General features: G+C 35.8%; 17 protein-coding genes. 14 read left to right on the top strand and 3 right to left on the bottom strand.

Going from position 1 to position 22,893, the window contains the following annotated elements:
• Positions 1-69: 69 nt before the first annotated feature.
• From NH286_RS04850 to NH286_RS04830, 5 genes are all read left to right on the top strand, one after another.
• The gene (locus NH286_RS04850) at positions 70-1,371 is read left to right on the top strand and encodes a DUF438 domain-containing protein (RefSeq protein ID WP_265237330.1); all 1,302 of its coding nucleotides are present in this window, start codon (positions 70-72) and stop codon (positions 1,369-1,371) included.
• A gap of 93 nt (positions 1,372-1,464) precedes the next feature.
• Positions 1,465-2,466 (top strand): zinc-ribbon domain-containing protein, encoded by a 1,002-nt coding sequence (locus NH286_RS04845; RefSeq protein ID WP_265237329.1) that lies wholly within the window; start codon positions 1,465-1,467, stop codon positions 2,464-2,466.
• Between the two features lie 97 nt (positions 2,467-2,563).
• Positions 2,564-3,952, top strand: a complete 1,389-nt coding sequence (locus NH286_RS04840) for a double zinc ribbon domain-containing protein (protein ID WP_265237328.1) — start codon at positions 2,564-2,566, stop codon at positions 3,950-3,952.
• A gap of 59 nt (positions 3,953-4,011) precedes the next feature.
• Positions 4,012-4,257 (top strand): cytoplasmic protein, encoded by a 246-nt coding sequence (locus NH286_RS04835; RefSeq protein ID WP_106461235.1) that lies wholly within the window; start codon positions 4,012-4,014, stop codon positions 4,255-4,257.
• 310 nt (positions 4,258-4,567) lie between these two features.
• Positions 4,568-6,091 carry an ATP-binding cassette domain-containing protein gene (locus NH286_RS04830; RefSeq protein WP_265237327.1) on the top strand — a complete coding sequence of 508 codons (1,524 nt, stop codon included), beginning with the start codon at positions 4,568-4,570 and terminating at the stop codon, positions 6,089-6,091.
• A gap of 54 nt (positions 6,092-6,145) precedes the next feature.
• On the opposite strand, the gene NH286_RS04825 is transcribed toward NH286_RS04830, so the two are convergent.
• The gene (locus NH286_RS04825; RefSeq protein ID WP_265237325.1) at positions 6,146-6,598 is read right to left on the bottom strand and encodes a YhcH/YjgK/YiaL family protein; all 453 of its coding nucleotides are present in this window, start codon (positions 6,596-6,598) and stop codon (positions 6,146-6,148) included.
• A 169-nt stretch (positions 6,599-6,767) separates the two neighbouring features.
• On the opposite strand from NH286_RS04825, the gene NH286_RS04820 reads away from it, so the two are divergent.
• Positions 6,768-7,295 carry a GNAT family N-acetyltransferase gene (locus NH286_RS04820; protein WP_265214407.1) on the top strand — a complete coding sequence of 176 codons (528 nt, stop codon included), beginning with the start codon at positions 6,768-6,770 and terminating at the stop codon, positions 7,293-7,295.
• A 55-nt stretch (positions 7,296-7,350) separates the two neighbouring features.
• Here NH286_RS04820 and NH286_RS04815 read toward each other — a convergent pair whose 3' ends face one another.
• On the bottom strand, positions 7,351-8,292 hold the full coding sequence (locus tag NH286_RS04815; protein ID WP_265237323.1) for a hypothetical protein: 942 nt from the start codon (positions 8,290-8,292) through the stop codon (positions 7,351-7,353).
• A gap of 263 nt (positions 8,293-8,555) precedes the next feature.
• Between NH286_RS04815 and NH286_RS04810 the strand changes: the two genes are divergently transcribed.
• The 8 genes from NH286_RS04810 (at position 8,556) to NH286_RS04775 (ending at position 21,979) form a co-directional block, all read left to right on the top strand.
• Positions 8,556-10,511, top strand: coding sequence for a peptidoglycan amidohydrolase family protein (locus tag NH286_RS04810; protein WP_265237321.1), 1,956 nt, complete (start codon positions 8,556-8,558; stop codon positions 10,509-10,511).
• Between the two features lie 502 nt (positions 10,512-11,013).
• Positions 11,014-13,209: an ABC transporter substrate-binding protein gene (locus NH286_RS04805; protein WP_265237319.1), complete on the top strand. Its 2,196-nt coding sequence runs from the start codon at positions 11,014-11,016 to the stop codon at positions 13,207-13,209.
• A gap of 349 nt (positions 13,210-13,558) precedes the next feature.
• Positions 13,559-15,748: an ABC transporter substrate-binding protein gene (locus NH286_RS04800; RefSeq protein ID WP_265237318.1), complete on the top strand. Its 2,190-nt coding sequence runs from the start codon at positions 13,559-13,561 to the stop codon at positions 15,746-15,748.
• A gap of 510 nt (positions 15,749-16,258) precedes the next feature.
• Positions 16,259-17,221: an ABC transporter permease gene (locus NH286_RS04795; protein WP_265237317.1), complete on the top strand. Its 963-nt coding sequence runs from the start codon at positions 16,259-16,261 to the stop codon at positions 17,219-17,221.
• A 1-nt stretch (position 17,222) separates the two neighbouring features.
• Complete coding sequence (locus NH286_RS04790; RefSeq protein WP_265237316.1) at positions 17,223-19,178, top strand: ABC transporter permease subunit; 1,956 nt, start codon at positions 17,223-17,225, stop codon at positions 19,176-19,178.
• Between the two features lie 8 nt (positions 19,179-19,186).
• A complete protein-coding gene (locus NH286_RS04785) occupies positions 19,187-20,188 on the top strand; it encodes an ABC transporter ATP-binding protein (protein WP_106461224.1) in 1,002 nt (333 codons plus the stop codon).
• Positions 20,178-21,794: an oligopeptide/dipeptide ABC transporter ATP-binding protein gene (locus tag NH286_RS04780; RefSeq protein ID WP_265214393.1), complete on the top strand. Its 1,617-nt coding sequence runs from the start codon at positions 20,178-20,180 to the stop codon at positions 21,792-21,794. Before NH286_RS04785 ends, NH286_RS04780 begins: the two co-directional genes overlap by 11 nt.
• Positions 21,791-21,979 (top strand): hypothetical protein, encoded by a 189-nt coding sequence (locus tag NH286_RS04775; RefSeq protein ID WP_106461222.1) that lies wholly within the window; start codon positions 21,791-21,793, stop codon positions 21,977-21,979. The genes NH286_RS04780 and NH286_RS04775 overlap by 4 nt, the downstream gene beginning before the upstream one ends.
• 776 nt (positions 21,980-22,755) lie before the next feature.
• On the opposite strand, the gene NH286_RS04770 is transcribed toward NH286_RS04775, so the two are convergent.
• The coding region (locus tag NH286_RS04770) for an IS3 family transposase (RefSeq protein WP_265237377.1) at positions 22,756-22,893 on the bottom strand (138 nt) is incomplete at its 5' end.

The raw sequence follows: 22,893 nt of genomic DNA, 5'->3' as shown, positions 1-22,893 counted from the left end.
TTTTGTAACAAAAGTTACTGATAATCATTATCTATGGTGATATAATTATGGTAAGATTAGGAGGATTTTATGATAATTGATATAAATATGCCTGTGGCAGATCTAATAAAAGATAATGATAAACTAAAAAATGACCTAATAGGCCTAGGTTTTAATGCCCTAGCCAATCCACTAATGGTAAGTACAGTGGGCAAAAAGATGAGCCTAAAGCGTGGAGCTTCTATGATGAAGATAGAAAATCTTGAAGATAAGCTAAAAGATCTTGGATATGAGCTAAGCGATTCATCCCAAGATCCGGAAGTCATAGAAAGGAAAAAACTCATCAAATCCTTTATAGAAAGACTCACAGCAGGGGAAGACCTTGAAAGTGTGAGGGCTGATTTTAGGGAAAACTTTGAGGGAGTTTCATCAGCAGAAATAATGGATGCAGAAGAAGAGCTCTTGGCTTCTGGCATGGATAAGGATGAAGTTAGAAAGCTTTGCGATGTTCACTCAAGTCTTTTTCATGGGATGACTGAAAATGAAAATGAAAAAACATCCTATGATGACATCCCATTTATTTCCTATTTTGCTAGAGAAAATCAAAAGATAAAGGAAATATTGGAAAACTATGAAGGTGATTATGAAAAACTAAGAGGGATCCTATCAAACCATTACAAGAAAAAGGGAGATCTCATCTACCCAATTCTAAAGGCCAAATACAATAAGCCGGGCCCTTCTGATGTAATGTGGGCTGTGGATATCGAGATTGTAAATAATATCAAAAAGGCTTTGAAATTAAAAAATGAAGACCTATTAGAAAAATCTATCGAAAGGGCCAAGGAGATGACCTACAAAGAGGAAAATATCCTCTATCCCCTTATGAAAGATAACCTAACCAGCCAAGATTTAGCCATTCTTTATGAGGACCTAGCCGATTATGACCACGACCTAGTAGCTTACGATATAGAAGAAACAGCAAGCAAAGATTTAGCAGATGATAATTATATACACTTTGCCAAGGGCAAGATGAGGATTGACCAGCTAGAAGCCATGCTAGATACCATGGAAATTGAAATAACCTTTGTGGATGAAAATGACATAAATTCTTATTACAATAATCACGAAGGGGCAAAATTATTCAAAAGACCTAAATCATCTCTCGGTAGGGAAGTTTATTCTTGCCACCCACCACAAGTTGAGCCTATAGTTAGGGGCCTTATAAAAGATTTTAAGGAAGGAAAAAGAGATTCCTTCAAGCTTGTAAAAAATATTGGTGGTAAGGATATAGCAATAGGCTATTTTGCAGTCAGAGATAAGAATGGTACCTATAAGGGAGTGTTAGAAACTGTCCAAGACCTAAGTTTCTATATAGACAGCCTCAACAAATAAAAAATCAGACAAATCTAAAAAAATACCTTGAAAAACTAATAATTTTAGACAACTTGTGATATAATAATATGAGAACATAGTAAAGGAGATTTTATGATTTGTAAAAATTGTGGCCACGAAAATGAAGATGGCAAAAAAATCTGTGAAAATTGCGGACAAGAGTTAGAAAATTCTGACCAAAGAGATAGAAGAAGACAAAGAAGAAGCCAACAGGCTGATGATGAGAAAATAGTCATCAGAAAAAGAGAAAATAATAGAAAAGATAAGGATATGGACCTAATAACAGTAGGTATGATATTTGGTGGAATATTAATATTTGCTGTAGCAGCCATAATCTTTTCCTACTTCATAAACCTAGGCTCAAATAAAACTGAAAAGTCACCAAGCCAAGTAGAAGAAAAGGTTGAAGAGAACAAAGACCTCTACAAACAAGCCCTTACTAAGGCAGAAGAAGCTATAAAAGATGAAGACTATCTAGGCGCTCTTAAGGTTTTAAATGCTATACCAGAGGCAGCAGGCGACTTCTATGACAAGGGTCAAAAGCAAATAGCAGACATGGAAAAAGATGTAGAAGCTAAGATAAATGAGCTAGTAGAAGCAGGTGATGAAGACAAGGCAAGAAACCTTGCTGATGAGTACCTAAAGGCAAATGCCGATGCTAAAAATATAAAAGAGCTCAGAGCTAATATGAAAGATAAGGAAGAAACTCCAGAAAAAGACGAAGAAAAAGAAACTGATAAAGACACAGAAGAAAGTACAGACGAAGAAACTGACAAGAAAGAAAATACTAAAAAAGAATCTAAAAACTATGACAAGGAATACCTAAGAAGAACCAATTCTTACGGTCAAAATGGTAACCCAGCTTATACAGATGTCTACAGTGAAAGCGACTTCTTAAACAAAACTGTAAAGATAGATGCCAACATGGGTGAAATCAGAACAGAACCAAACCTAAACTCAGGAGTAGCAGGTTATGTCAACCGCAACGAAACCTACAAGGTAAGCGAAGTCCACGATGATGGAGGAAGATATTGGCTAAATATAGGCGATGGCTGGATATCATCCAAACTAGTCACAGGTGAATTTAGAGACTAAAATCTTAAAGGCCTAGCAATAAGCTAGGTCTTTTCTAGTAAAAAAAATGAAGATGTGATATAATTATCCTAATCCAAGTAGAGAAAAGGAGCATCCAATGATTTGTAAAAACTGCGGCCATGAAAACGAAAAAAATTCTAAGTTTTGTGAAAAATGCGGATCAAAATTAGAAGAGATAAAGCCAGAGATTATAGAAGAGAAAAAAGACACCAAAGTTTGCCCAAAATGTGGCTTTGCAAATGACAAAGACTCCAAGTTTTGCCAATCTTGTGGATCAAAATTAGAAAATATAAAGCCAGCTATCATAGAAGAGAAAAAAGACAGCAAAGCTTGCCCAAAATGTGGCTTTGAAAATGACAAAGACTCTAAATTTTGCGAATCTTGTGGCAGCAAACTAGATGAAGCAAAAGAAGAAAAAGGCCAAACTACCTTAGTCAACAAAGAAAGACTTGAAGAGCTAATAGGGAAAAATAGAGAAAATTCTCAAGAAAAAAACCTCGGCCAAGAAGTAAAAAAGGCAGAAAATAAGGAAAACCCACAGAAAGCTGCCCACAAAGCAAGCGAGGACTCCTATATAGAAATCAAAAAGAGAAGAGATACCGAAAGACTAGGCCAAGACTTTAAAAAAGACTTAAACAAGGAGCTTGGAGAAAATAGAAGAGCTAAGAGGCACGAAAGAGCCCAAGAAGAAAAATTCAGCGAAGAAAATGAAAAGAAAAATGTCCTAGTCTACGCTCTAATAGCAGGATTTTGCCTAATAGTTCTAACAGTAGTAATAGCGGTAGGATTTTTCGGATCCAAAAAATCCCAAAAGCCAGCTTATAAGCAAAATCAAGAGATAGAATCAACTGAAAATAGTTCCTACCAAGACCTATACGACCAGGCCCTAGATGCGTTTTATAATGAAGACTACAACGAAGCAGCTGAGAAATTCAAATCAATTCCGCAAGAAGAGGTCGACCTATACACCAAGGCACAAAAAAATCTATCACAAATAGAAAAAAGACTAGTAAATGACCTCAATTCCTATATAGAAGATGAGGACTACAATACAGCAAAAAGCCTTGCAGCAAGCTACCTAAAAATAATTCCAAACTCTAAGAAAATAAAAGACATATATAATCAATTAGAAAGTGGTAAAATCGAAGATAGTGAAGCTCGTAATGAAAGTGACCTAGAAAAAAGCAAAGACTACGACCTAGAAGAAATAAGAAAAAATAACTCCTACGGCGAGGGTAGCAATCCACAATACACAGAAATCTACAAGCCAGAAGACTTTTTAAACAAATCATTTAGAATCGATACAGACAGTGGAAAAGTAAGGGCAAATGCAGACATGAACTCAGAGCAAATAGGAGATGTCTACAGAGGAGAAATCTACCACATCTATGATGTAAAAAGCGATGGCGAAAGATATTGGCTAAATATAGGCGATAATGCCTGGATATCATCCAAACTAATAACTGGAGAATATAGAGAAGATTAAAAAAATAACAAACCAAGACCCGCAGCTCAGGCTCGGGTCTTGTTTTATAAGGAGAAGGAATGGATTTAATAGAAATTCACAGGAATTCATTTGCAAACAAGAAGATTCTTAAGCAAGCTAAGAAGTGTGGGTGTTTTTATTGCTGTAGGATATTTTGCACGGAGGAAATAACTATGCGGATTGAAGATGAGCCAGACTCCACAGCCCTCTACCCATATTGTTTTGTAGATTCTGTGATAGCTGAGTCAAAATCATTTATTCTAAGCAAAGAATTACTTGAAAAGATGCATGAGATATATTTTTAGAATCTTGGTGATTAATTCAAATACATGGTAAATCTGCTTGTTTTAAGAAACAGATATCTATCAGCTTTTATTTTTTCACAAATCTAGTATAGTAAGCTAATAAACATATAAGGAGAAATATATAGATGATTTTATAAGCAATATGGAAATTGATACTGATTGTGCTGAGGATTTTCCTTGGCGTGTTTTGGTATGCCATATTGTGGATAAGATAATTCTTCTTGGAATAGGTCTGTTCACTTGGGACGGACTTTTTTTGTGAAAATTTATAAATATTATTCATAAGTGGCATATCATCCTAGGAGGATATATGTTGCAGATTAAAAATTTAGGAATTAACTTAATTAAGGATGACAGAGACTTGTTAAAGGATTTTGATTTTGCCCTAAATCAGGGAGACAAGGTCGGCCTTATTGGCGAAGAGGGAAATGGCAAGTCAATTCTCTTAAAGACAATAATTGATAGGAAAAGTGTTGAGAATTACGCTCAAATAAGTGGAGAAATATACAAAAAAGAAGAAATTATTGGATATCTTCCCCAAAGTCTTGATGAGAATTTTTTAGAAATGACAGTAGAGACCTATATGAATAAAGTGCTTGGTATGAGCCTATTAGATTATAATAAACTTTATAAGTATTTGGATCAATTTGGCCTTGATGAAGACCTTGTTTTTGGCAAATTAAAACTAGGGGATCTTTCAGGTGGGGAGAGGATAAAAGCCCTGCTTTTGTTTGAACTTTTAAAAGAGCCGACTGTCTTTTTATTTGACGAACCGACCAATGATTTAGATTACAGATCGGCAAGCTTTATCACAAAGCTTATGGCTGAGATGAAAATCCCCTTAATTTTTGTATCCCACGATCCAGAGCTTTTAAGAAAAGTCGCCAATAGGATTGTTCATTTGGAACAAGTTCATAGGAGGCAAGTCCCTAGATTTACGGTTTTTAATGGATCTTATGATAGGTATGTGAAAGAGCGAGAAAATCAAATTAGGATTCAAAATGCCAGGGCAAATAAGGAAAGGGAAGAATTTGCTAAGAAGGCAGAAAGGTACAGAAAAGTCTATGATTCTGTAAACTATGCTATAAATGCTACGAAAAATGATATAGAAGGCAAAAATCTAAAGGATAAGATGGCCAGTGTAAAATCGCTTGGAAAAAGGCTTGATAAGGAAAAAGAAAATTTAACCCAAAGACCTGATTTTGAAGATTCGATAGGAATATTTTTTGATGATAGTATCGATATTCCCAATTCAAAAGTGGTTTTGGATTTTAACTTGGATGAGCTTTTGGCGGGAGAAAAAATATTATCTAAAAATATTGAGCTGAAAGTAGTAGGACCTGAAAAAATATGCATAATTGGGAAAAATGGTGCAGGAAAAACTACTCTTTTGAAGGAGATTTATAAGTGTCTCGAAAAAACAAATCTTAAAATAGGATATATGCCTCAAGATTATTTTGAATACCTTAAAGATTCGGAAACTCCCATCTCCTACCTTGCAAAACAAGATAGTAAGGATGAGAAAACCAGGGTTTCAAATCTCCTAGGCAGTTTAAATTTTTCTAGAGAAGAGATGGAAAGAAGCCTCAAAAGCCTATCAGGCGGCCAAAAAGCCAAGGTTTTTTTTGCTAAGATGAATATGGATAGGGCAGAGGTTTTGCTTTTAGATGAACCAACTAGAAACTTATCCCCAACTTCCCAACCAGAAATCATAGAAAGTCTTAAATCTTACAAAGGAGCTATAATTGCTGTATCTCACGATAGGGACTTCATAAGGGAGGTCTTTGATAGGGTATATGAGTTAGATTCTAAGGGACTTATGCAAATAAATTAATAAAAAAAGGTGGTAAATAAATAGAAATTTTTTCTAAATCTTACCACCTTTTTATTAGGCCTTGATTTTAAATACGATTTTTTTAACCTCTCCACTTTTTTCTAGGGCGCAACCTGGTTTGTGGAATTCGCCAGGGAAAAATATAGCGAAGTCTCCCTCATTAAGGATGAGTTTTGAGAAGTTTGCTATATCATTTGTTAAAAAGAAATCCCCGTCCTTATCCATTTCATAAGTCTTACCATAAGAATCTTCTGTGGCAAAGTCTATTCTTTCAGAAGATGTCACTAGGTATTGGAGGTCTATATAGTCTTTGTGGACTTCAAAATCTTTTTTACTCGATTCAAGTGGCTCATAGGTCTGAAGAGAAGCAAAAAGATTATTATTTATATCAATTCTTCCAGTTTTAAAATCATTTTTGTCAAAATTTTTCAAGAAAGTTATTATATTTTTTATCTGATCGTGGACTTTTTCGTATTTTTCTAAGTTTTTTATATTATCAAGTATCATAAATCCCCCTTTTTAGTAAATATACGCTGCAAGGGTTTAGAAACAAGGGGCTTGGCGAGTGAAAATACTTTCTAAAATTAGACTAGTATTTCAGGGGTTAAAAAGCTATTGACAAAAGCATGAACCTATGAGGTATTATATTACTATATAGAATCTGGAGAGTATTTTGATGGCAGAGTATAGATTTAAGACGGACAGGTTAATTATTCGTGACATGACTTTAGAAGATTTAGACCAAGTTGCAAAGATTTGGGGAAATATTGAAGTTGGAAAATACCTAGCTGATCCCTATTATAAGGATGGTGAGGATCTTAGAAGTTGTTTTGGAAGTGGTGTTTTTGATAATAGCTCTTATTGGGATGATGATTTTTATTTTGTTTTGCTAGATAAAATAAATAATCAAATAATCGGCACTGCTTGTACCTGGATAATTGATGGAGATATCTGGGGTATTGGTTATACTATTAAAAAAGAATCTTGGGGCAAGGGTCTTGCGACAGAGTTGATTTCAGCCTTAGAAAAATTTATTAAATCTAGAGGTGGGAAAATTATATCAGCAGATGTGGCTAAAGAAAATATTGGATCTTTAAAAGCTTGCTATAATAATGGATTCAAAAATTATAGGCAGATGACTTTTAAAAAATCTGGTACAGATATTATTTACCATGCCTTAGAACTTAGAAAGATGATTGGTTAGATTTTAATTGGAAGAGTAAAAGACGAGGATTTCCCCGTCTTTAGCTTTGTAAATATTAATTTTTACCTGTATACATTGTGGATGCGCCTGGATATAATTTTCCTAGTTCGTCAAATACTAGTCCTATATCGCCAAAGCCTGTTTCTTCTAGGCGTTTTTGGGCCCTGGTGAAGGCTAGGTCTATGTCCTTGTTTGGTATCTTATCTACTATTTTCTTGTCAAATTCGTAGTGATTTACAAGGGCTTCTTTTAGTGCTTGGTAGTCTTTGTCGCTTGAGCCGAATTTGAGTAGGTTTTCGTAGTCTTCTGGATTTGCTGCACCATCTTCTTTTGAGGTGGATTTTTTGTCATTCTTTGAGTTTCCTTGATCTTCTCCAGAAAGGATCTCATAGGCCATTTTTACATAGTCTTCATAGTAGGCTAATGGGTCTTTTTCGTAAGCCTCGTGGAAGGCATCTTCCATTTCCTTGTCGGTGTAGGACCATACTTCATTGTAGTCTTCACCATTTTCTACCATGGTATTTCTTTCGTATTCAAATTTATTGCCTATGGTGTCATCTTGGCTTGCCTGCCAATTATATTTGCTTTCTACTGAATCTAGTGGAAATTTGAGGGATTTTTCTGGATTTTCATTTGCAAGCTCTTGGAAGAAGAAGTCTTTTACATCCCAATATCCAGTATCTTTGCTTTCCTCTTCTGCCTTTTCGTAAAGCTTAATAAGCTCATCGTCATCTAATTTTCTTACAAAAGCTGGGTCAAATTCTCCTATATCTGTTAGAAGCTTCTTTAGGTTCTTGCCGGTTATTTCAAATTTAGAATCGCTAGACTTTTCGTCAGTTTTTTCTTCATTTGCTTTTTCTTTTTCTAGATCAACCTTTTTATCTAGGGCCTTGGCAATAGTTTCTTCAGATACTTTTGAAGAAGGGCTATCTGCCTTGTTACAGCCTGTAACTAAAAATGTTAGGGCAAGGGCTAGGATTAAAGTTTTATTTTTCATGCTTATCCTCTCTTTATTTCAATTTTTTGATAATATGTGATAGGTTTTTCTTATACAATCATACCATTTTTAAAGTTGTTTTAAAAGATAAGCCCCTTCTTCTTTATCGTTCTTATGTATTTTAGAAAAAAAAATCACCAATTTTAACAAATTTGTAACCTTTTTGTTGCAATTTTTTCCGCTTTGTTATATAATAGGAATAGAATTTGAGTAAAAGACTATATTTTTGTAAATTATTTGTAACAAAAAGTGAGGTAAAGACAATGAAAAAAATCAATAAAACTGTCCTACTCGCCTCATCATTTCTTATTTCGCAAGCTTTCTTATTGACTGATAAAACTTACGCTAGCGAAGAGTTTAAAAATGATTATAAGCTAGATTTAAAGGAGAGTATTGACAGTTCTGATAATAGTGAACTTATTACAAGTGAAAATTTCACGAAAGTTCAAACAAATACAGACCAGGCAGCAGAAAACCAAGATGCAAAGCCAGCAGAGTCTGAAATAGATACTAAAATTGAGCCAGTGGCAAACAAGCCAGAAGAGGCTTCTATTTCTGATGGAGAAATCTCTCTGGAAAATAAACAATTAGTCGATGATAAGGCAAGTCAAGCTCCTTCTGTAGATGAAAATCAACAAGCAGATCAAAGCTCTGATGACTTAGATCAAATTTTTGGACAAAGCCCTAAGAAGCTTGCTAATGTAATTTATTATGATAATTCAGATTTAAGCATACCTGAAGTAAACAAGAGCGAAGTTAGCAATGAAGCTACAAATACTATTCATAATAGCCAAACTCAAATAGAAGAAAAGAAATATTATGCACCAAGCACAAGTGGTTATTTTGTCAAAAATAAGGGCAAGATAAACTACTTTAGAAATAATAAACTAGTTAAAAATGAATCTATCAAAGTAAAAGATAGGATTTATAGGGCAGATAAAACAGGGTCCCTATCAAACCCTAGAAATTCTTGGCTAAATGTAGGCAAAAGCATCTACTACAATGGCAAGGATGGCTCTATAACAAAGGGAATCACTCAAATCAAAGATCAAAAATATTACTTTGATAATGAAGGAGTCCTACAAAGAAACCAAAAGCTAGTAACCCAAAATACTTATTATGAAGTAAATAGGCTTGGCCAAATGAAGACAGCCCCTAACAAATGGGTTAATATCAGCGGTGCGATATATCGTACCCAAAATGATGGTTCTATAGCTAGAGGAATTACCAAAATTGGAAATGCCGACTACATGTTTGACAATAGCGGTAAGCTTCAAACCAATAAAAAACTAATCCTAAATGACAAATACTACACAGTAAATGCAACAGGACTAGTAACAAATCCAAAGAACGAATGGCTAGCCATAGATGGTCTAACATATAGGACAGATAAAGATGGTAAAATTGTAAAAAATGTCCAAGAGATAAATAATAACACCTATGTATTCGATCATAAAACCGGAGTAATGATTACAGGAAAAACTGCCCTAGCAAATGGTAAATTCTTTGAAATTGACAATCGCGGAGTAGCAACAAATCCAAAAGATGCATGGGTAACACACGAAGGCAAAACCTTCCACACCAATGCAAATGGCTACATCCAAAAAGGTATATGGGATATAGAAGGCAAGACTTATTGCTTTGATGATAATGGTCTAGTTAGAAATTCTAAATACCTACAAAATGGATTAGAGTATAGCACAGATGATAAAGGTCTTGCAAGAAGAACAGGCTTTGAAGTAAAAGGCGATAGAAATATCGACACAGTCATGGACTGGATGTTCCAAGCAAAAAACAAAAATATGACCTATAATATGGGTGCTGGAAGAAATACAGAAACACAAGCAGACTGCTCATCAGCTGTATACAGAGCCCTAATCTACGGAGGTTTCCTAAAATCTGATGCCTACGTAGGAAACACTGAAACCCTATTTGCCATGGGTGCAAAGGGCGAAGTAATGTATGAAATTAAAGAAAATGAAATCGACTACGGTGATATATTCGTAGCAGGTAATCCAGGTCAGTCTCTAGGAGCAGGTGGTCATACAGGTTTCATCTTAAACAAACAAAATGACTCCATAATCCATATGAATTACTCAGACAACGGAGTGAGAGTAACACCTAGAAAAGGAAGAATGGGAGATGCTTCAGGCAGACCAATAAGATATTACAGGCTTGTTGGAGCCAAATCAAGCAGGATCTTTGTAGATAAAAAATAATATTAAAGACTAGTCCTTAGGGGCTAGTTTTTTTATTAGTGAAAAAATTTTGATTAAATTTTCAATTGATGAAAATAAAATTCCCCTTGTATTGAATTTATTTTTTCTTTAAAAAACTTTTGTAGAACTTAAATCTATATTTATGGAGCAGGTTGACTATTTTACTTTAATCTGCTCTATTTCTTTATAAAATTTTTTAAAAAAATCATGAATATTATCCAGATTTAAGAATAAAATAATAACCCCCAGCTTATAGAAGATTTTATAAATCTTGGGCTAAAAATAAAGATTTAGCTTGATAACATCCGTAAGTAAATGTAAAAACTTGCATTATTAATTGCAAAGACCTTGAAAATCTAGAGTGAAATTGCATTATTATTCCTTAATGCAAAAATAAATTCAAAACACTACTTGACAAAACTATATTATCAGGATAAAATACTAAACAAGAAAAGTTATTAAATGGGGGAATAAAAATGAAAATGAAAAAATATTCTCGACCATGATGGCCCTTGGCCTTGCAGCAACCCTTGCTGCCTGTGGTGGAGATGACGCTAAAAAAGACGACGCTGCTGATAAGAAAGATGATCAAGCAGTAGATCAAGCAGCAGATAAAAAAGACGACAAAGATGCTAAAGATGCTGATGAAAATGCTCTTTCTGATGATGAAAAAGCAGAACTAGATAACTTCGACAAACAAACAGCAGATGACACATTAGTAGTAGGTACATCTGAGATGAGCGGGGACTTCTACGGTTCTTGGTCAAATAACTCTTACGATGTTAAGGTTAGACGCTACATAGGTACAGAAGGTAATAATGCTTACCTAACAATGGTACAAGATGAAGGCGGCCAGTGGAAAGCCAATATGACTATTCTTGAAAAAGAACCAGAGACAGTTAAGAATGCAGATGGATCTGAAACAACAACTTTCACAATCAAAAAAGACTTGAAGTGGTCTGATGGACAACCTATAACAGCAGATAACTATCTTTTCGATATGTTATTCCACGCTTATCCTTCTTATCAATTGGTAACAGGAGCCTTTACTATAGGTGCAGACTCTGTAAAGGGTTATGAGGCTTATAAGGGTGGAGATGATGACAAGTTTGAAGGTCTTGAAAAAGTTGATGATTATACATTTAAGGTTACAACTGATGCTTCATACCTACCATATTATGAATCAGCCTTCCTAAAACAAGTGTCACCTTTCCCAATTCACGCTATAGCTGATAATATCGAAGTAGCCAAAGAAGGAAATAAGATAGTTGCAAAAGATGGCTATAAGCCAACAGAAGATGAGAAGAAAAAATATATAGAAAACATCGATGCTCAAATAGCTAAGACTAATGAGGACTTCAATGAACAAAATCCAGCACCAAAAGATGATGCAAGTGAAGATGAAAAGAAGGCCTACGAAGAAGCTAAGGCAGAAAATGACAAAAAGGTAGCAGACCTTGAAAGCCGTAAATCAGGTGATATAGACCCAACAAACATGCTAATAGAAGAAGCTATGCAAAAAGAATTCAACGAATATAGGATAAAGCCAACAGTTTCTTGTGGTCCATACAAGTTTGATTCTTATGAAAATAACATGGCAAAATTAAGCCTAAACGAAAACTATGCAGGCAACTTCAAGGGTGAAAAAGCAACCATCCCACATGTAATAGTTCAATATGTAAACAGTAAGATAGCTGTTGACTTACTTGAAAATGGTGACATCGATCTTTGGGAATCAGAAGCTGAAGGTGCTCTAATAGATCAAATGAGAGCTGCAGCTGATGAAGGCAAAATCGGTGGTTACAATACCTTTGAGAGAAATGGTTATGGTAACGTAGTATTCCTAACAGACAGGGGAACTACAAAATATAAGGAAGTAAGACAAGCAATTGCCCACCTAATGGACAGAAACTCATATGTTCAATCATTTGCAGGCGGCTACGGAGTAGTAACAAATGGTATGTACGGTACCAGCCAATGGATGTATAAGGAAAGAGGAGCAGACCTAGAAGCTTCTGATGACTTTAATAAATACACCCTAAACCTAGAAAAAGCAAATGAATTATTAGATAAAACACCATTCAAATTTGAAAAAGATGGTAAGACACCTTGGGATAAGAAAAAGGCAGATGAAGAATATGCTAAAAACCCAGATGGATTTGATTACTATAGGTATGATGAAAATGGTAAGAAACTTCAAGTAAACCAATACGGTTCTGATGAATCACCAATCACAACCCTAATCTCAAACCAAGTCCCAGTAAATGCTAAGCAAGTTGGTATGGAATATAACGTAACAGCAGGATCCTTTGCAACCCTCCTAGATTACTACTACCATCCAAAAGAAGATGCTGAATATACAGTCTTCAACATGGGCTTAAGCTTTGGTACACCATTTGATCCTTGGTATCAATACAACTCAAAAGGTTCTGATAATATGACAAGGACAAATGATCCAAAGGCAGATGAACTAACAGTTAAGCTACGTCAAACAGACCCAGATGATAAGGAAGGTTATCTAGATACTTGGGAAGAATTTGAAAAATGGTACAACGACTACCTACCAGAAATCCCACTATATTCAAACCAATACCACTCAGGTTACTCTAAGAGGGTAAAAGGCTTTGATATCAACACACCAGTTTGGGAATCTGAATATCAAATCAACGCAATGAGCTTAGATAATAGCAACAAATAGAAAACCCAAATAAAATTAAGTACACAACGAAAGCAAGGATTAATCCTTGCTTTTGTTGTGGGAATTTTCTTGTATAATATTCAATAATATCCTAATTCCTTCAAGGGGATAACATTTCCCAGCCAAGCTTAAGATAAGCTTAAAATAATGCGTTTAGCTAGGTAAAGAACTAACCGGAAATGAAAGAACTTGCAATAATAAATAACAAATTCCTTGAAAACATGACAAAGTAACAGAATAAATATTCACAAAAGCGAAAAGTAAAACGCTAACAAACTTGACAAAATCGGTTTAATAGAATAAAATATTATACTATAAAAAAGTTACTTAATTTTTTAGGGGGAAAACTATGAAAATGAAAAAAGTATTCTCATCACTTATGGCCCTAGGCTTAGCAACAACTCTAGTTGCTTGTGGTGGAGACACAGCAAAAGATGCTGACAAAAAAGCAGAAGATTCAAAAGAATCTACTGACAAAGCTGAAACTCCAGCTGATGGTGAAGAAAAAGCAGCTGATGATAAGGCTGAACTAGACTCATTTGACAAACAAACATCAGATGACACCCTAGTAGTAGGTGCTGTTCAAGAATTCAACGGCGACTTCTTACAAGGTTGGATAAACAACTCAATGGACGTTAAGGCTCGTAGATACATGGGTATCGAAGGTAACAACGGCTATGGAACAGTAGTTCAAGATGAAGCTGGTCAATGGGTTAACAACATGACCGTTCTTAAAGAAGAACCAAAAACAGTTAAAAATGAAGATGGTTCTGAAACAACAACTTTCACAATCAAAAAAGACTTGAAGTGGTCTGATGGACAACCTATAACAGCAGATAACTATCTTTTCGATATGTTATTCCACGCTTATCCTTCTTATCAATTGGTAACAGGAGCCTTTACTATAGGTGCAGACTCTGTAAAGGGTTATGAGGCTTATAAGGGTGGAGATGATGACAAGTTTGAAGGTCTTGAAAAAGTTGATGATTATACATTTAAGGTTACAACTGATGCTTCATACCTACCATATTATGAATCAGCCTTCCTAAAACAAGTGTCACCTTTCCCAATTCACGCTATAGCTGATAATATCGAAGTAGCCAAAGAAGGAAATAAGATAGTTGCAAAAGATGGCTATAAGCCAACAGAAGATGAGAAGAAAAAATATATAGAAAACATCGACAATCAAATAGCAAAATCTAAAGAAGACTTTGATGAAAACAACCCAGCTCCAAAAGATGATGCAAAAGATGAGGAAAAAGCAGCATATGAAGAAGCTAAAAAGGCTCAAGAAGAAAAGCTAGCAGATCTTGAAAAGAGAAAAACTGGTGAAGTTGATCCAACTTCTATGCTAATAGAAGAAGCAATGCAAAGAGAATACAATGAATACAGAATTAAACCAACTGTAACAGCTGGTCCTTACAAATTCGATGGATTCGAAAATAACATGGTTAAGCTAAGCCTAAACGAAAACTATGCTGGTAACTTCAAAGGCGAAAAACCAACCATCCCACACGTAATCCTACAATACGTAAACAAAAACATAGCTATCGACCTACTAATCAATGGCGATATCGATATTTGGGAAGCTGAAGGCGAAGGCCCACTAATAGACCAAATGAGAGCTGCAGCTGATGAAGGTAAAATCGGTGGTTACAACACATTTGAAAGAAATGGTTATGGTAACGTAACATTCCTAACAGATAGAGGAGCTACAAAATATAAAGAAGTTAGACAAGCTATAGCTTCACTAATGGATAGAAACAACTTCGTACAATCATTTGCTGGTGGTTACGGTGTGGTAACAAACGGTATGTATGGTACAAGCCAATGGATGTACAAAGAAAGAGGAGCTGATCTTGAAGCTAACCCAGAATTCAAGAAATATCAACTAAACCTTGATGAAGCAAACAAACTTCTTGATGCAAGTCCATATACATTCGAAGCTGACGGAAAAACTCCATGGGATAAGGCAAAAGCTGATGAAGAATTTGCTAAAAATCCTGACGGATTCGATTACTATAGATACGACAAAGATGGTAAGAAACTTCAAGTAAACCAATACGGTTCTGATGAATCACCAATCACAACCCTAATCTCAAACCAAGTCCCAGTAAATGCTAAGCAAGTTGGTATGGAATATAACGTAACAGCTGGTTCATTTGCAACTCTACTTGATTACTACTACTATCCAAAAGAAGACGCAGAATACACAGCATTCAACATGGGTACAGGATTTGGTACACCATTTGATCCATGGTATCAATATAACTCAAAAGGATCAAACAACACAACAAGGACAAACGATCCAAAAGCTGATGAAATCACAGTTAAACTTCGTCAAACAGATCCTACAAAGAAAGATGAATACCTAGATAACTGGGAAGCTTTCCAAATGTGGTACAACGACTATCTACCAGAAATCCCACTATACTCTAACCAATACCACTCAGGTTACTCTAAGAGAGTAAAAGGATTTGATATCAACACACCAGTTTGGGAATCTGAATATCAGATCAATGCTATGACTCTAGAATAAAAATAAAGTCCACCTAGGATGAAAAAAGTGAAGAAAATATCTAATTAACATTGTAAAATTTTCTTAATAAAGGATTGGAATTTAGCTTATACTTTATGGAGAAACCATGAATATTAAGTTTATATTTCAATCCTAAGCTTTTATAATGCTATATACAAGGTACTAAAACACTAAGTCTACTCCTAGGTGGACCTTTTAATATAGGCAATGAATTAAGATAAAGAATGTTGAAAAATTACTCATTAGGAAGTATGATTATCAATATTTACAAAACTTTATAAATATACATAACAAGTCAATTGTTAACAAGCCTATAATTTTTTAGAAGAATTTTTATTAATCAGTCCAAGGGATTGTAGGAAAATTAAGGTTGACAAAAATGGCTAAATATATTAAATTTGTATGTATAAATTATAATGGTCTAGGACTATGCCCAAAATTCATTTTACTAATATATTAAAGTAATAATACATAGGCAGCAGAAACTAGGCGAGAATAGGAAGGAAACTTATGTTACGTTATATAGTTAAGAGAATATTAAACTTAATACCAGTAGCTCTTATTATATCTATCATGCTTTTTGCCTTTTCAAAGGCCATGCCAGGTGACCCAATCCAGGCAATGATCCCTACTACAGGTAGGATTACTAAGGCACAAAAAGAAGAAATGTATAAGAACTTACAAGCAAGATATGGATATGATAAGCCACTACCAGAACAATATGTAAGATGGTTAGGCAGAACCCTTAAGGGAGACTTTGGTGAATCTACCAGAGTTAGAAGACCTGTTAAGGAATACTTGTCTGAACCACTTAAAAATACAGTTTATTTAAATATTGGTTCTACAATAATTTCCTTTGTGCTTTCGGTGCTCATAGGAATTAGGTCGGCGACTAGGAAGGGAGGAATTTTTGATAAGACGAGTCAGACCCTAACCTTGGTCGGTCTATCAATTCCGACTTTCTTTATAGGTTTGATTATGATATTCTTCTTTGCCTTTAGGCTAAAGATGTTCCCAGCTAATGGTATGCCTAGAGAAAATACCTTCGCTGAATGGCTTAAATATCTAACCCTACCAACCCTTACCCTTACAGTAGGTTCTCTTGCATCTCTTTCTAGATATGTAAGAAACTCAATGCTTGATGCTCTTGACCAAGACTATATAAGAACAGCAAGATCTAAGGGTCTTAAGGAAAAAACAGTTGTATATTCTCACGCCTTTAGAAATGCTCTTATTCCAGTAGTAACAGCTTTGACATGGGCGGTTCTTGGAATGTTCTCAGGTTCTGCTATAACAGAGAGAATCTTCTCTTATAGGGGAATTGGTAATGAGCTTATTTCTGCGGTAATGGCTCAAGATTACAATGTAATCCTTGCCCTATCAATGTTTTATGCTATACTTACACTTTTAGGTAACCTCCTAATGGATATAGCCTATGCCATAGTAGACCCAAGAGTAAAATTGGAGGCTTAATATGAATAGAAAATTAAATAAACCATTCAAATCTTATTTTAGCTTCCTAAAAGCTTACCTCTTAAGAGGCTTTACCTTTGCAAATGGCATGGATAGCGATTTAAATTCGCAAAATTCAGAAAATGAAGGTCCAAAAAATGACCTTAATGCTAACCTTGAGGGCGGCCCAAAACAGAGCCCTGAAAATGATAAGCTAAAAGAAGAAGCTATCATGAGCCCTGGCAAGGTAGCAGTTAGAAACTATTTTAGAAATCCACTTGGTGTTATAGGGCTTGCTATGTTTATAGCTATAGTTCTTGTAATCTTTGTCGGATCAAAGATGCTTCCTTTTGACCAATACTATTCTCAAGGTAATCTTACAAACGTATCACCAGGTGCAGGTTATATGAATTATCCTAGTGCAATGGAAAAGGAAGGTGTGGCTAAAATTTCTATAGGTAACACCTTTGCAGTAGGTCTTACAGAAGAAAATAACCTTTATGTTTGGGGTTCAAATAACGAAGATAATGTATTAACTATTCCAGATAATATAAAGGATAAGATTAAACAAGGTAATATCAAAGATGTGGCAGCAGGTGATAGACATATCCTAGTTGCTACAAATGATAATGAAATATATGGTTGGGGTAACAAGACCTTTGACCAAACAAAAACACCTCCAATGCAAGAAGCTAAAATCAAAGAAGAGGGGATTGCAAAAATTGGCGGTGGTAGTCAATATTCAGTAGTTCTAACAAATAAGAACAACCTTATAGTGTGGGGTTCAACCCTTGCATCAAGACTGGATATGATTCCATCAAAGTTACAAGGTCAAATAGTCGACTTTGATACAAACACAATTAACGTAATAGTAGTTAAAAAAGATGGCTCAATCGACCTTTTAGGTGTAAGAGGAGCTGAAAATGATACAGCTATGCCTGCTGAGCTAAGAGAAGGTAAGGAGAAGGTCAAAAAAGCCGTTCTTACAGCCAACTCTGCAGCAGCCCTTACAGAAGATGGCAAGCTATTTGTTTGGGGTCCATCAAGAGATAAATTATCAGGAGACAATGTTCCAAAATTTAACGCTAAGCTTGTAGATATTCAAGCAAGTGATTCAGTTCTAACAGCCCTTGATGAAAATGGAAAAATCTACCAATGGGGTATAGAAAACTACGGAGAGCTTAAGACTCCAGACGGCAAATTTAAGCAAGTATTTGCCAACTACTTCAACAATTATGCAGTAGATGAAAATGGAAAAATAGATACTTGGGGACTAAATGGTTTTAGATTTGGTTCAGATGACCAAGGACGTGATATATTTACAAGACTAATCCACGGTGGAAAGATGACCATGATTATCTCACTTATTTCATCAATTATCCAAATCGGACTTGGTGTTTTAATAGGTATGGTATCAGGTTTCGTCGGTGGTAGGGTTGATAACGTGCTAATGAGAATTTCAGAGATTGTTGCATCCTTCCCATTCTACCCAATGCTTATTTCCCTATCTGCACTTCTTCCACCAGGAGCAAGCCAAGAACAAAGAATAACTATGGTTATGATTCTTTTAGGTGTCCTAGGTTGGACAGGACTTGCTCGTCTTGTACGTGGACAAATCCTTGCAGAACGTGAAAGAGATTATATTACAGCAGCCAAGGCACTTGGTGTAAAAGACTGGTCAATCATGATCAAACACATTTTACCAAACGTCTTATCAATAGTTATAGTAAATGCGACCATAGGTTATGCGGGCAACCTCCTAACTGAAAGTGGTCTATCATTCTTAGGATTCGGTGTTCAAGAGCCTACACCATCTTGGGGTAACATGCTAACAGCGGCCCAAAGTTCAGATGTACTTAACACTTACTGGTGGAGATGGGTATTCCCAGCCCTAGCAGTATTCTTGACATCCTTCTCAGTTAACCTTATAGGTGATGCCCTAAGAGATGCAATCGACCCAAGAGCAAACGAAAGATAGGTGAAAATATGAGTTTACTAGAAATAAAAAATCTCCATACCTACTTTTCTACAAGACGTGGTCTAATAAAGGCAGTTAACGACGTAAGCTTGTCAGTTGACGCAGGAAAAACCCTAGGACTTGTAGGCGAGTCTGGATCTGGTAAGAGCCAGACAGCTATGAGTATTCTCCAATTATTTGAATCAAACCAAAAGATTTATGGTGGTGAGATATACTTCGATGGAGAAAAAATCTCAGAATATAATACAAGCCAGATGGAGCATATAAGGGGAAATAAGATTTCAATGATCTTCCAAGAGCCAATGAGCTCCCTAAACCCTGTATTTACAGTAGAAAAGCAACTTTCAGAAGTGCTAATGCTCCATAAGGGAATGAATAAAAAACAAGCAGCTGAAAGAGTTGAAGAACTCTTAGCAGCTGTTAAGATACCAAACCCACACGTAGTAACTAAGCAATACCCATTTGAATTATCAGGTGGTATGAACCAAAGGGTAATGATAGCCATGGCACTTGCTTGTGAACCAAAGCTACTAATAGCAGATGAGCCTACAACAGCGCTTGACGTAACAATCCAAGCCCAAATCTTAAGGCTAATGAATGACCTAAAACATAAGGCTGGCACATCAATCCTCTTTATCACCCACGATTTAGGTGTAATCAACCAAATGGCTGATGAAGTAGCAGTAATGTATTGTGGACAAATCGTAGAACAATCACCAGTAGAATTTATCTTCAAACGTGATATAACAGATTTCAACCACCCATACACAGTAGCCCTTCTAAACTCAATCCCATCTATCACATCAGATAGAAACGAGAGATTAGACATCATACCAGGAAGTGTACCTCACCCACTCAACCTACCAGAAGGTTGTAAATTCGCCGATAGGTGTAAATTTGCTACAGAAAGATGCGTAAAAGAGATGCCTGAGCTTAGAAAGGTAAGCGAGAACCAACTAATCAGGTGCCACTACCCAAATAGAAAGGAAAGAGAAGAAGATGGAAAATAAAGACAAGAAGGTCTTATTTAAGATAAGAAACCTCAAAAAATATTTCCCTCTTAAGAAAAAGGGCTTTTTCAACAGAGGTCCAGGCGAATATGTCCACGCCAATGAATCTATATCAATAGATATCTATGAGGGTGAAACACTTGGTCTAGTAGGAGAGTCAGGTTGTGGTAAATCAACCTTCGGTAGGACCCTTCTACAAATATATGAACAAACAGAGGGAACAACTCTATACTACGGCAAAACTCTAGAAGATTTAGCCCCAGAATATATGGGCAAGATGATTTCAAAAATACCATCAAAATTCCCAAATTACCACAAGGAACTAGATGAGTTAAACAAAATCTATGAGGACCTAGAAAAGGCAGAAACAGACGAAGACAGGGCAATGAACAACGAAAAAGCCATGTTCAAACGCCGTGAAATAGAAGAAGAATACCTAAATATGATAAGGATAGCAGGAGGACTTCTTGCATCAGATGATCTAAACAAGGTAGCAAGCCTGCTAAATGAGGAATATCAAATCCTAAAAGAAAGAGCCAAAGTTTTTACAGCCATAGAAGAATTTGAACAAAAATCTCAAATGATGGTAAGGACTTGGGAAGAGTACGACAAGATCTTGGCAGAAGATCCAAAGTATAAAGAATTAACAAACAAGTTAGATGAAATCTCAAAGAGAGTCCAAGAAAAAAGAGATGAAATCGAAGTTTACAGACAAAGCCTAAAAGATAAAGATAAGTTTAATGAGCTAGAAAGTCAAATAGATCATGGTATAGATTTATCAGAGCTAACAAAAGAAGAGATGAGACAGCTTCGTAAGGACCTACAAATGATCTTCCAAGACCCTTACGGATCCCTTGATACAAAGATGACAGTAGGTAACATCATCGGTGAAGGAGTTCTAGGTCACGAATTATTCAAATCTAGAAATGAAAAAGGCTACAACGAGTATATTCAAGAAACAATGGAAAAATGTGGTCTAGCCCCATACTTCCTTCACAGATACCCACACCAATTCTCAGGTGGACAAAGACAAAGAATAGGTATAGCCAGAGCCCTTGCCCTAAAACCAAGCTTCATAGTTTGTGATGAGGCAGTATCAGCTCTAGACGTATCTATCCAGTCACAAATCATCAACCTTCTTCAAGACCTAAAAGAAGAAAACAACCTAACCTACCTATTCATCACCCACGACCTATCAGTAGTAAAATACATCTCTGACAGGATAGGGGTAATGTATTTAGGAGTAATGGTAGAGCTTGCAGATTCAGAAAAAATCTTCGCAAACCCACTTCACCCATACACAAAAGCCCTACTACAAGCCATACCAAGGACAGATGTAGAGCAAGGTCAAGAATTAGCGGTAATAGAGGGAGATATACCTTCAGCAGTAAAACCACCAAAGGGATGTAGGTTCCACACAAGATGTGAATACGCGATGGACATCTGCTCAAACTTCGAGCCAGAACTAAAAGATAATGGCGGCGGCCACTTTATAGCCTGCCACCTAATGGATGTATCAGAAGAAGAAAAACAAAGAGCTTATGAGAAAAACATGGCCAAGAGAGCCAAAGAAGCCGAAGAATTAGAAGAAATATCTGCCATATGAAAAGACCAATAGACAGATTTAAAGGCAAGTCCAGGGAGGAAATCGAAGCAAAAGAAGACCTCCTAGATAGGGACAACCTAGAAAGAGGAGACAAGCTAGCAATGTTTCTAGCAGCAATGAGGGTCTTCATGCCCTTCGTCCTCCTACTTCTAGCGCCAATATTTTTATTAGCATACTTTATGTGAAAACCAGGATTTTAAAAATTCTGGTTTTTTTGTTCCAGAAAACTATTGGAGGATTATTATCCAAGAGTCTTTTATTTTAGTGATACAATATCATATGGTATTTTTCTTCGTACCTTAATCTCATAATGAATAATATTTATATACTATTGAATCTTCGTAATAAGGGGAGGCCCAAGGGACCTTCCGCATGGTCCCTCATCGGCCTCCCCTTAAACCCCTCCCCGTTACACCCCCAGGCGGCCCCTAAGGCGGGGAGCATGATTAGAAGCTTGCCGTTGGCAAGCCACTCTTTGTATACAGAATCCCTTGTATTAGCTATACTTATTCCAACTGATTTTGACATTCCGATGCCTAAAAATCTCAATCTAGCCCGAATATTTCTTTCATATTCACTCTACATCTCAGCACTTACTGAAATTTAATTTTAACTCGTGCATCAAGAGATTTTCTTAACGGCATCTCCATTTACAAAATCTTCCGACCTTGGGTGAATTATTCTGTATTCTGAGAGAATGTTAACCTCTGAGTAATTCCAAGGCTCGTTTGCCTTTGGCAAACATTGCAATAGGTAGGTCTAAGGATAAAGACTTTAAGACTTACATAAATAAAATCGTTAATTATTTTAAATCGAGGAAGCGTCCAAAAATTTTGTTGAGCGAAGCGAATCTAAATTTTTAGCTGACGAGATTTGAAATAATAGATTTTGTACCAGAATGAATTGGATTGTCAACACCTATTTGTACAATCTAAAATCGAACGTACTAATTTAAGATTAACTAATAATATCTATTTAATCTTAAATGTCTATATTTAACTGGTGGCAAGTAACCTAAGGATCCATGGATCCTTAGGTTGTTGTACCAGTAAACATACTCTGATAGTTCTAATTTTAGTTGATTTAAACTTCTAAATTC

The organism is Anaerococcus sp. NML200574 (assembly GCF_026131665.1).
GTDB classification, from domain to species: Bacteria; Bacillota; Clostridia; order Tissierellales; family Peptoniphilaceae; genus Anaerococcus; species Anaerococcus kampingae.
This window is presented reverse-complemented; position numbering and strand designations above follow the sequence as displayed.

Bases quoted from the DNA above. Each gene is read 5' to 3' on its own strand.
- NH286_RS04780 (WP_265214393.1), top strand. From the start codon at position 20,178: ATGGAAAATAAAGACAAGAAGGTCTTATTTAAGATAAGAAACCTCAAA.
- NH286_RS04815 (WP_265237323.1), bottom strand. From the start codon at position 8,292: ATGAAAAATAAAACTTTAATCCTAGCCCTTGCCCTAACATTTTTAGTT.
- NH286_RS04840 (WP_265237328.1), top strand. From the start codon at position 2,564: ATGATTTGTAAAAACTGCGGCCATGAAAACGAAAAAAATTCTAAGTTT.
- NH286_RS04775 (WP_106461222.1), top strand. From the start codon at position 21,791: ATGAAAAGACCAATAGACAGATTTAAAGGCAAGTCCAGGGAGGAAATC.
- NH286_RS04845 (WP_265237329.1), top strand. From the start codon at position 1,465: ATGATTTGTAAAAATTGTGGCCACGAAAATGAAGATGGCAAAAAAATC.
- NH286_RS04820 (WP_265214407.1), top strand. From the start codon at position 6,768: ATGGCAGAGTATAGATTTAAGACGGACAGGTTAATTATTCGTGACATG.
- NH286_RS04825 (WP_265237325.1), bottom strand. From the start codon at position 6,598: ATGATACTTGATAATATAAAAAACTTAGAAAAATACGAAAAAGTCCAC.
- NH286_RS04830 (WP_265237327.1), top strand. From the start codon at position 4,568: ATGTTGCAGATTAAAAATTTAGGAATTAACTTAATTAAGGATGACAGA.
- NH286_RS04790 (WP_265237316.1), top strand. From the start codon at position 17,223: ATGAATAGAAAATTAAATAAACCATTCAAATCTTATTTTAGCTTCCTA.
- NH286_RS04835 (WP_106461235.1), top strand. From the start codon at position 4,012: ATGGATTTAATAGAAATTCACAGGAATTCATTTGCAAACAAGAAGATT.
- NH286_RS04795 (WP_265237317.1), top strand. From the start codon at position 16,259: ATGTTACGTTATATAGTTAAGAGAATATTAAACTTAATACCAGTAGCT.
- NH286_RS04810 (WP_265237321.1), top strand. From the start codon at position 8,556: ATGAAAAAAATCAATAAAACTGTCCTACTCGCCTCATCATTTCTTATT.
- NH286_RS04805 (WP_265237319.1), top strand. From the start codon at position 11,014: ATGATGGCCCTTGGCCTTGCAGCAACCCTTGCTGCCTGTGGTGGAGAT.
- NH286_RS04850 (WP_265237330.1), top strand. From the start codon at position 70: ATGATAATTGATATAAATATGCCTGTGGCAGATCTAATAAAAGATAAT.
- NH286_RS04785 (WP_106461224.1), top strand. From the start codon at position 19,187: ATGAGTTTACTAGAAATAAAAAATCTCCATACCTACTTTTCTACAAGA.
- NH286_RS04800 (WP_265237318.1), top strand. From the start codon at position 13,559: ATGAAAATGAAAAAAGTATTCTCATCACTTATGGCCCTAGGCTTAGCA.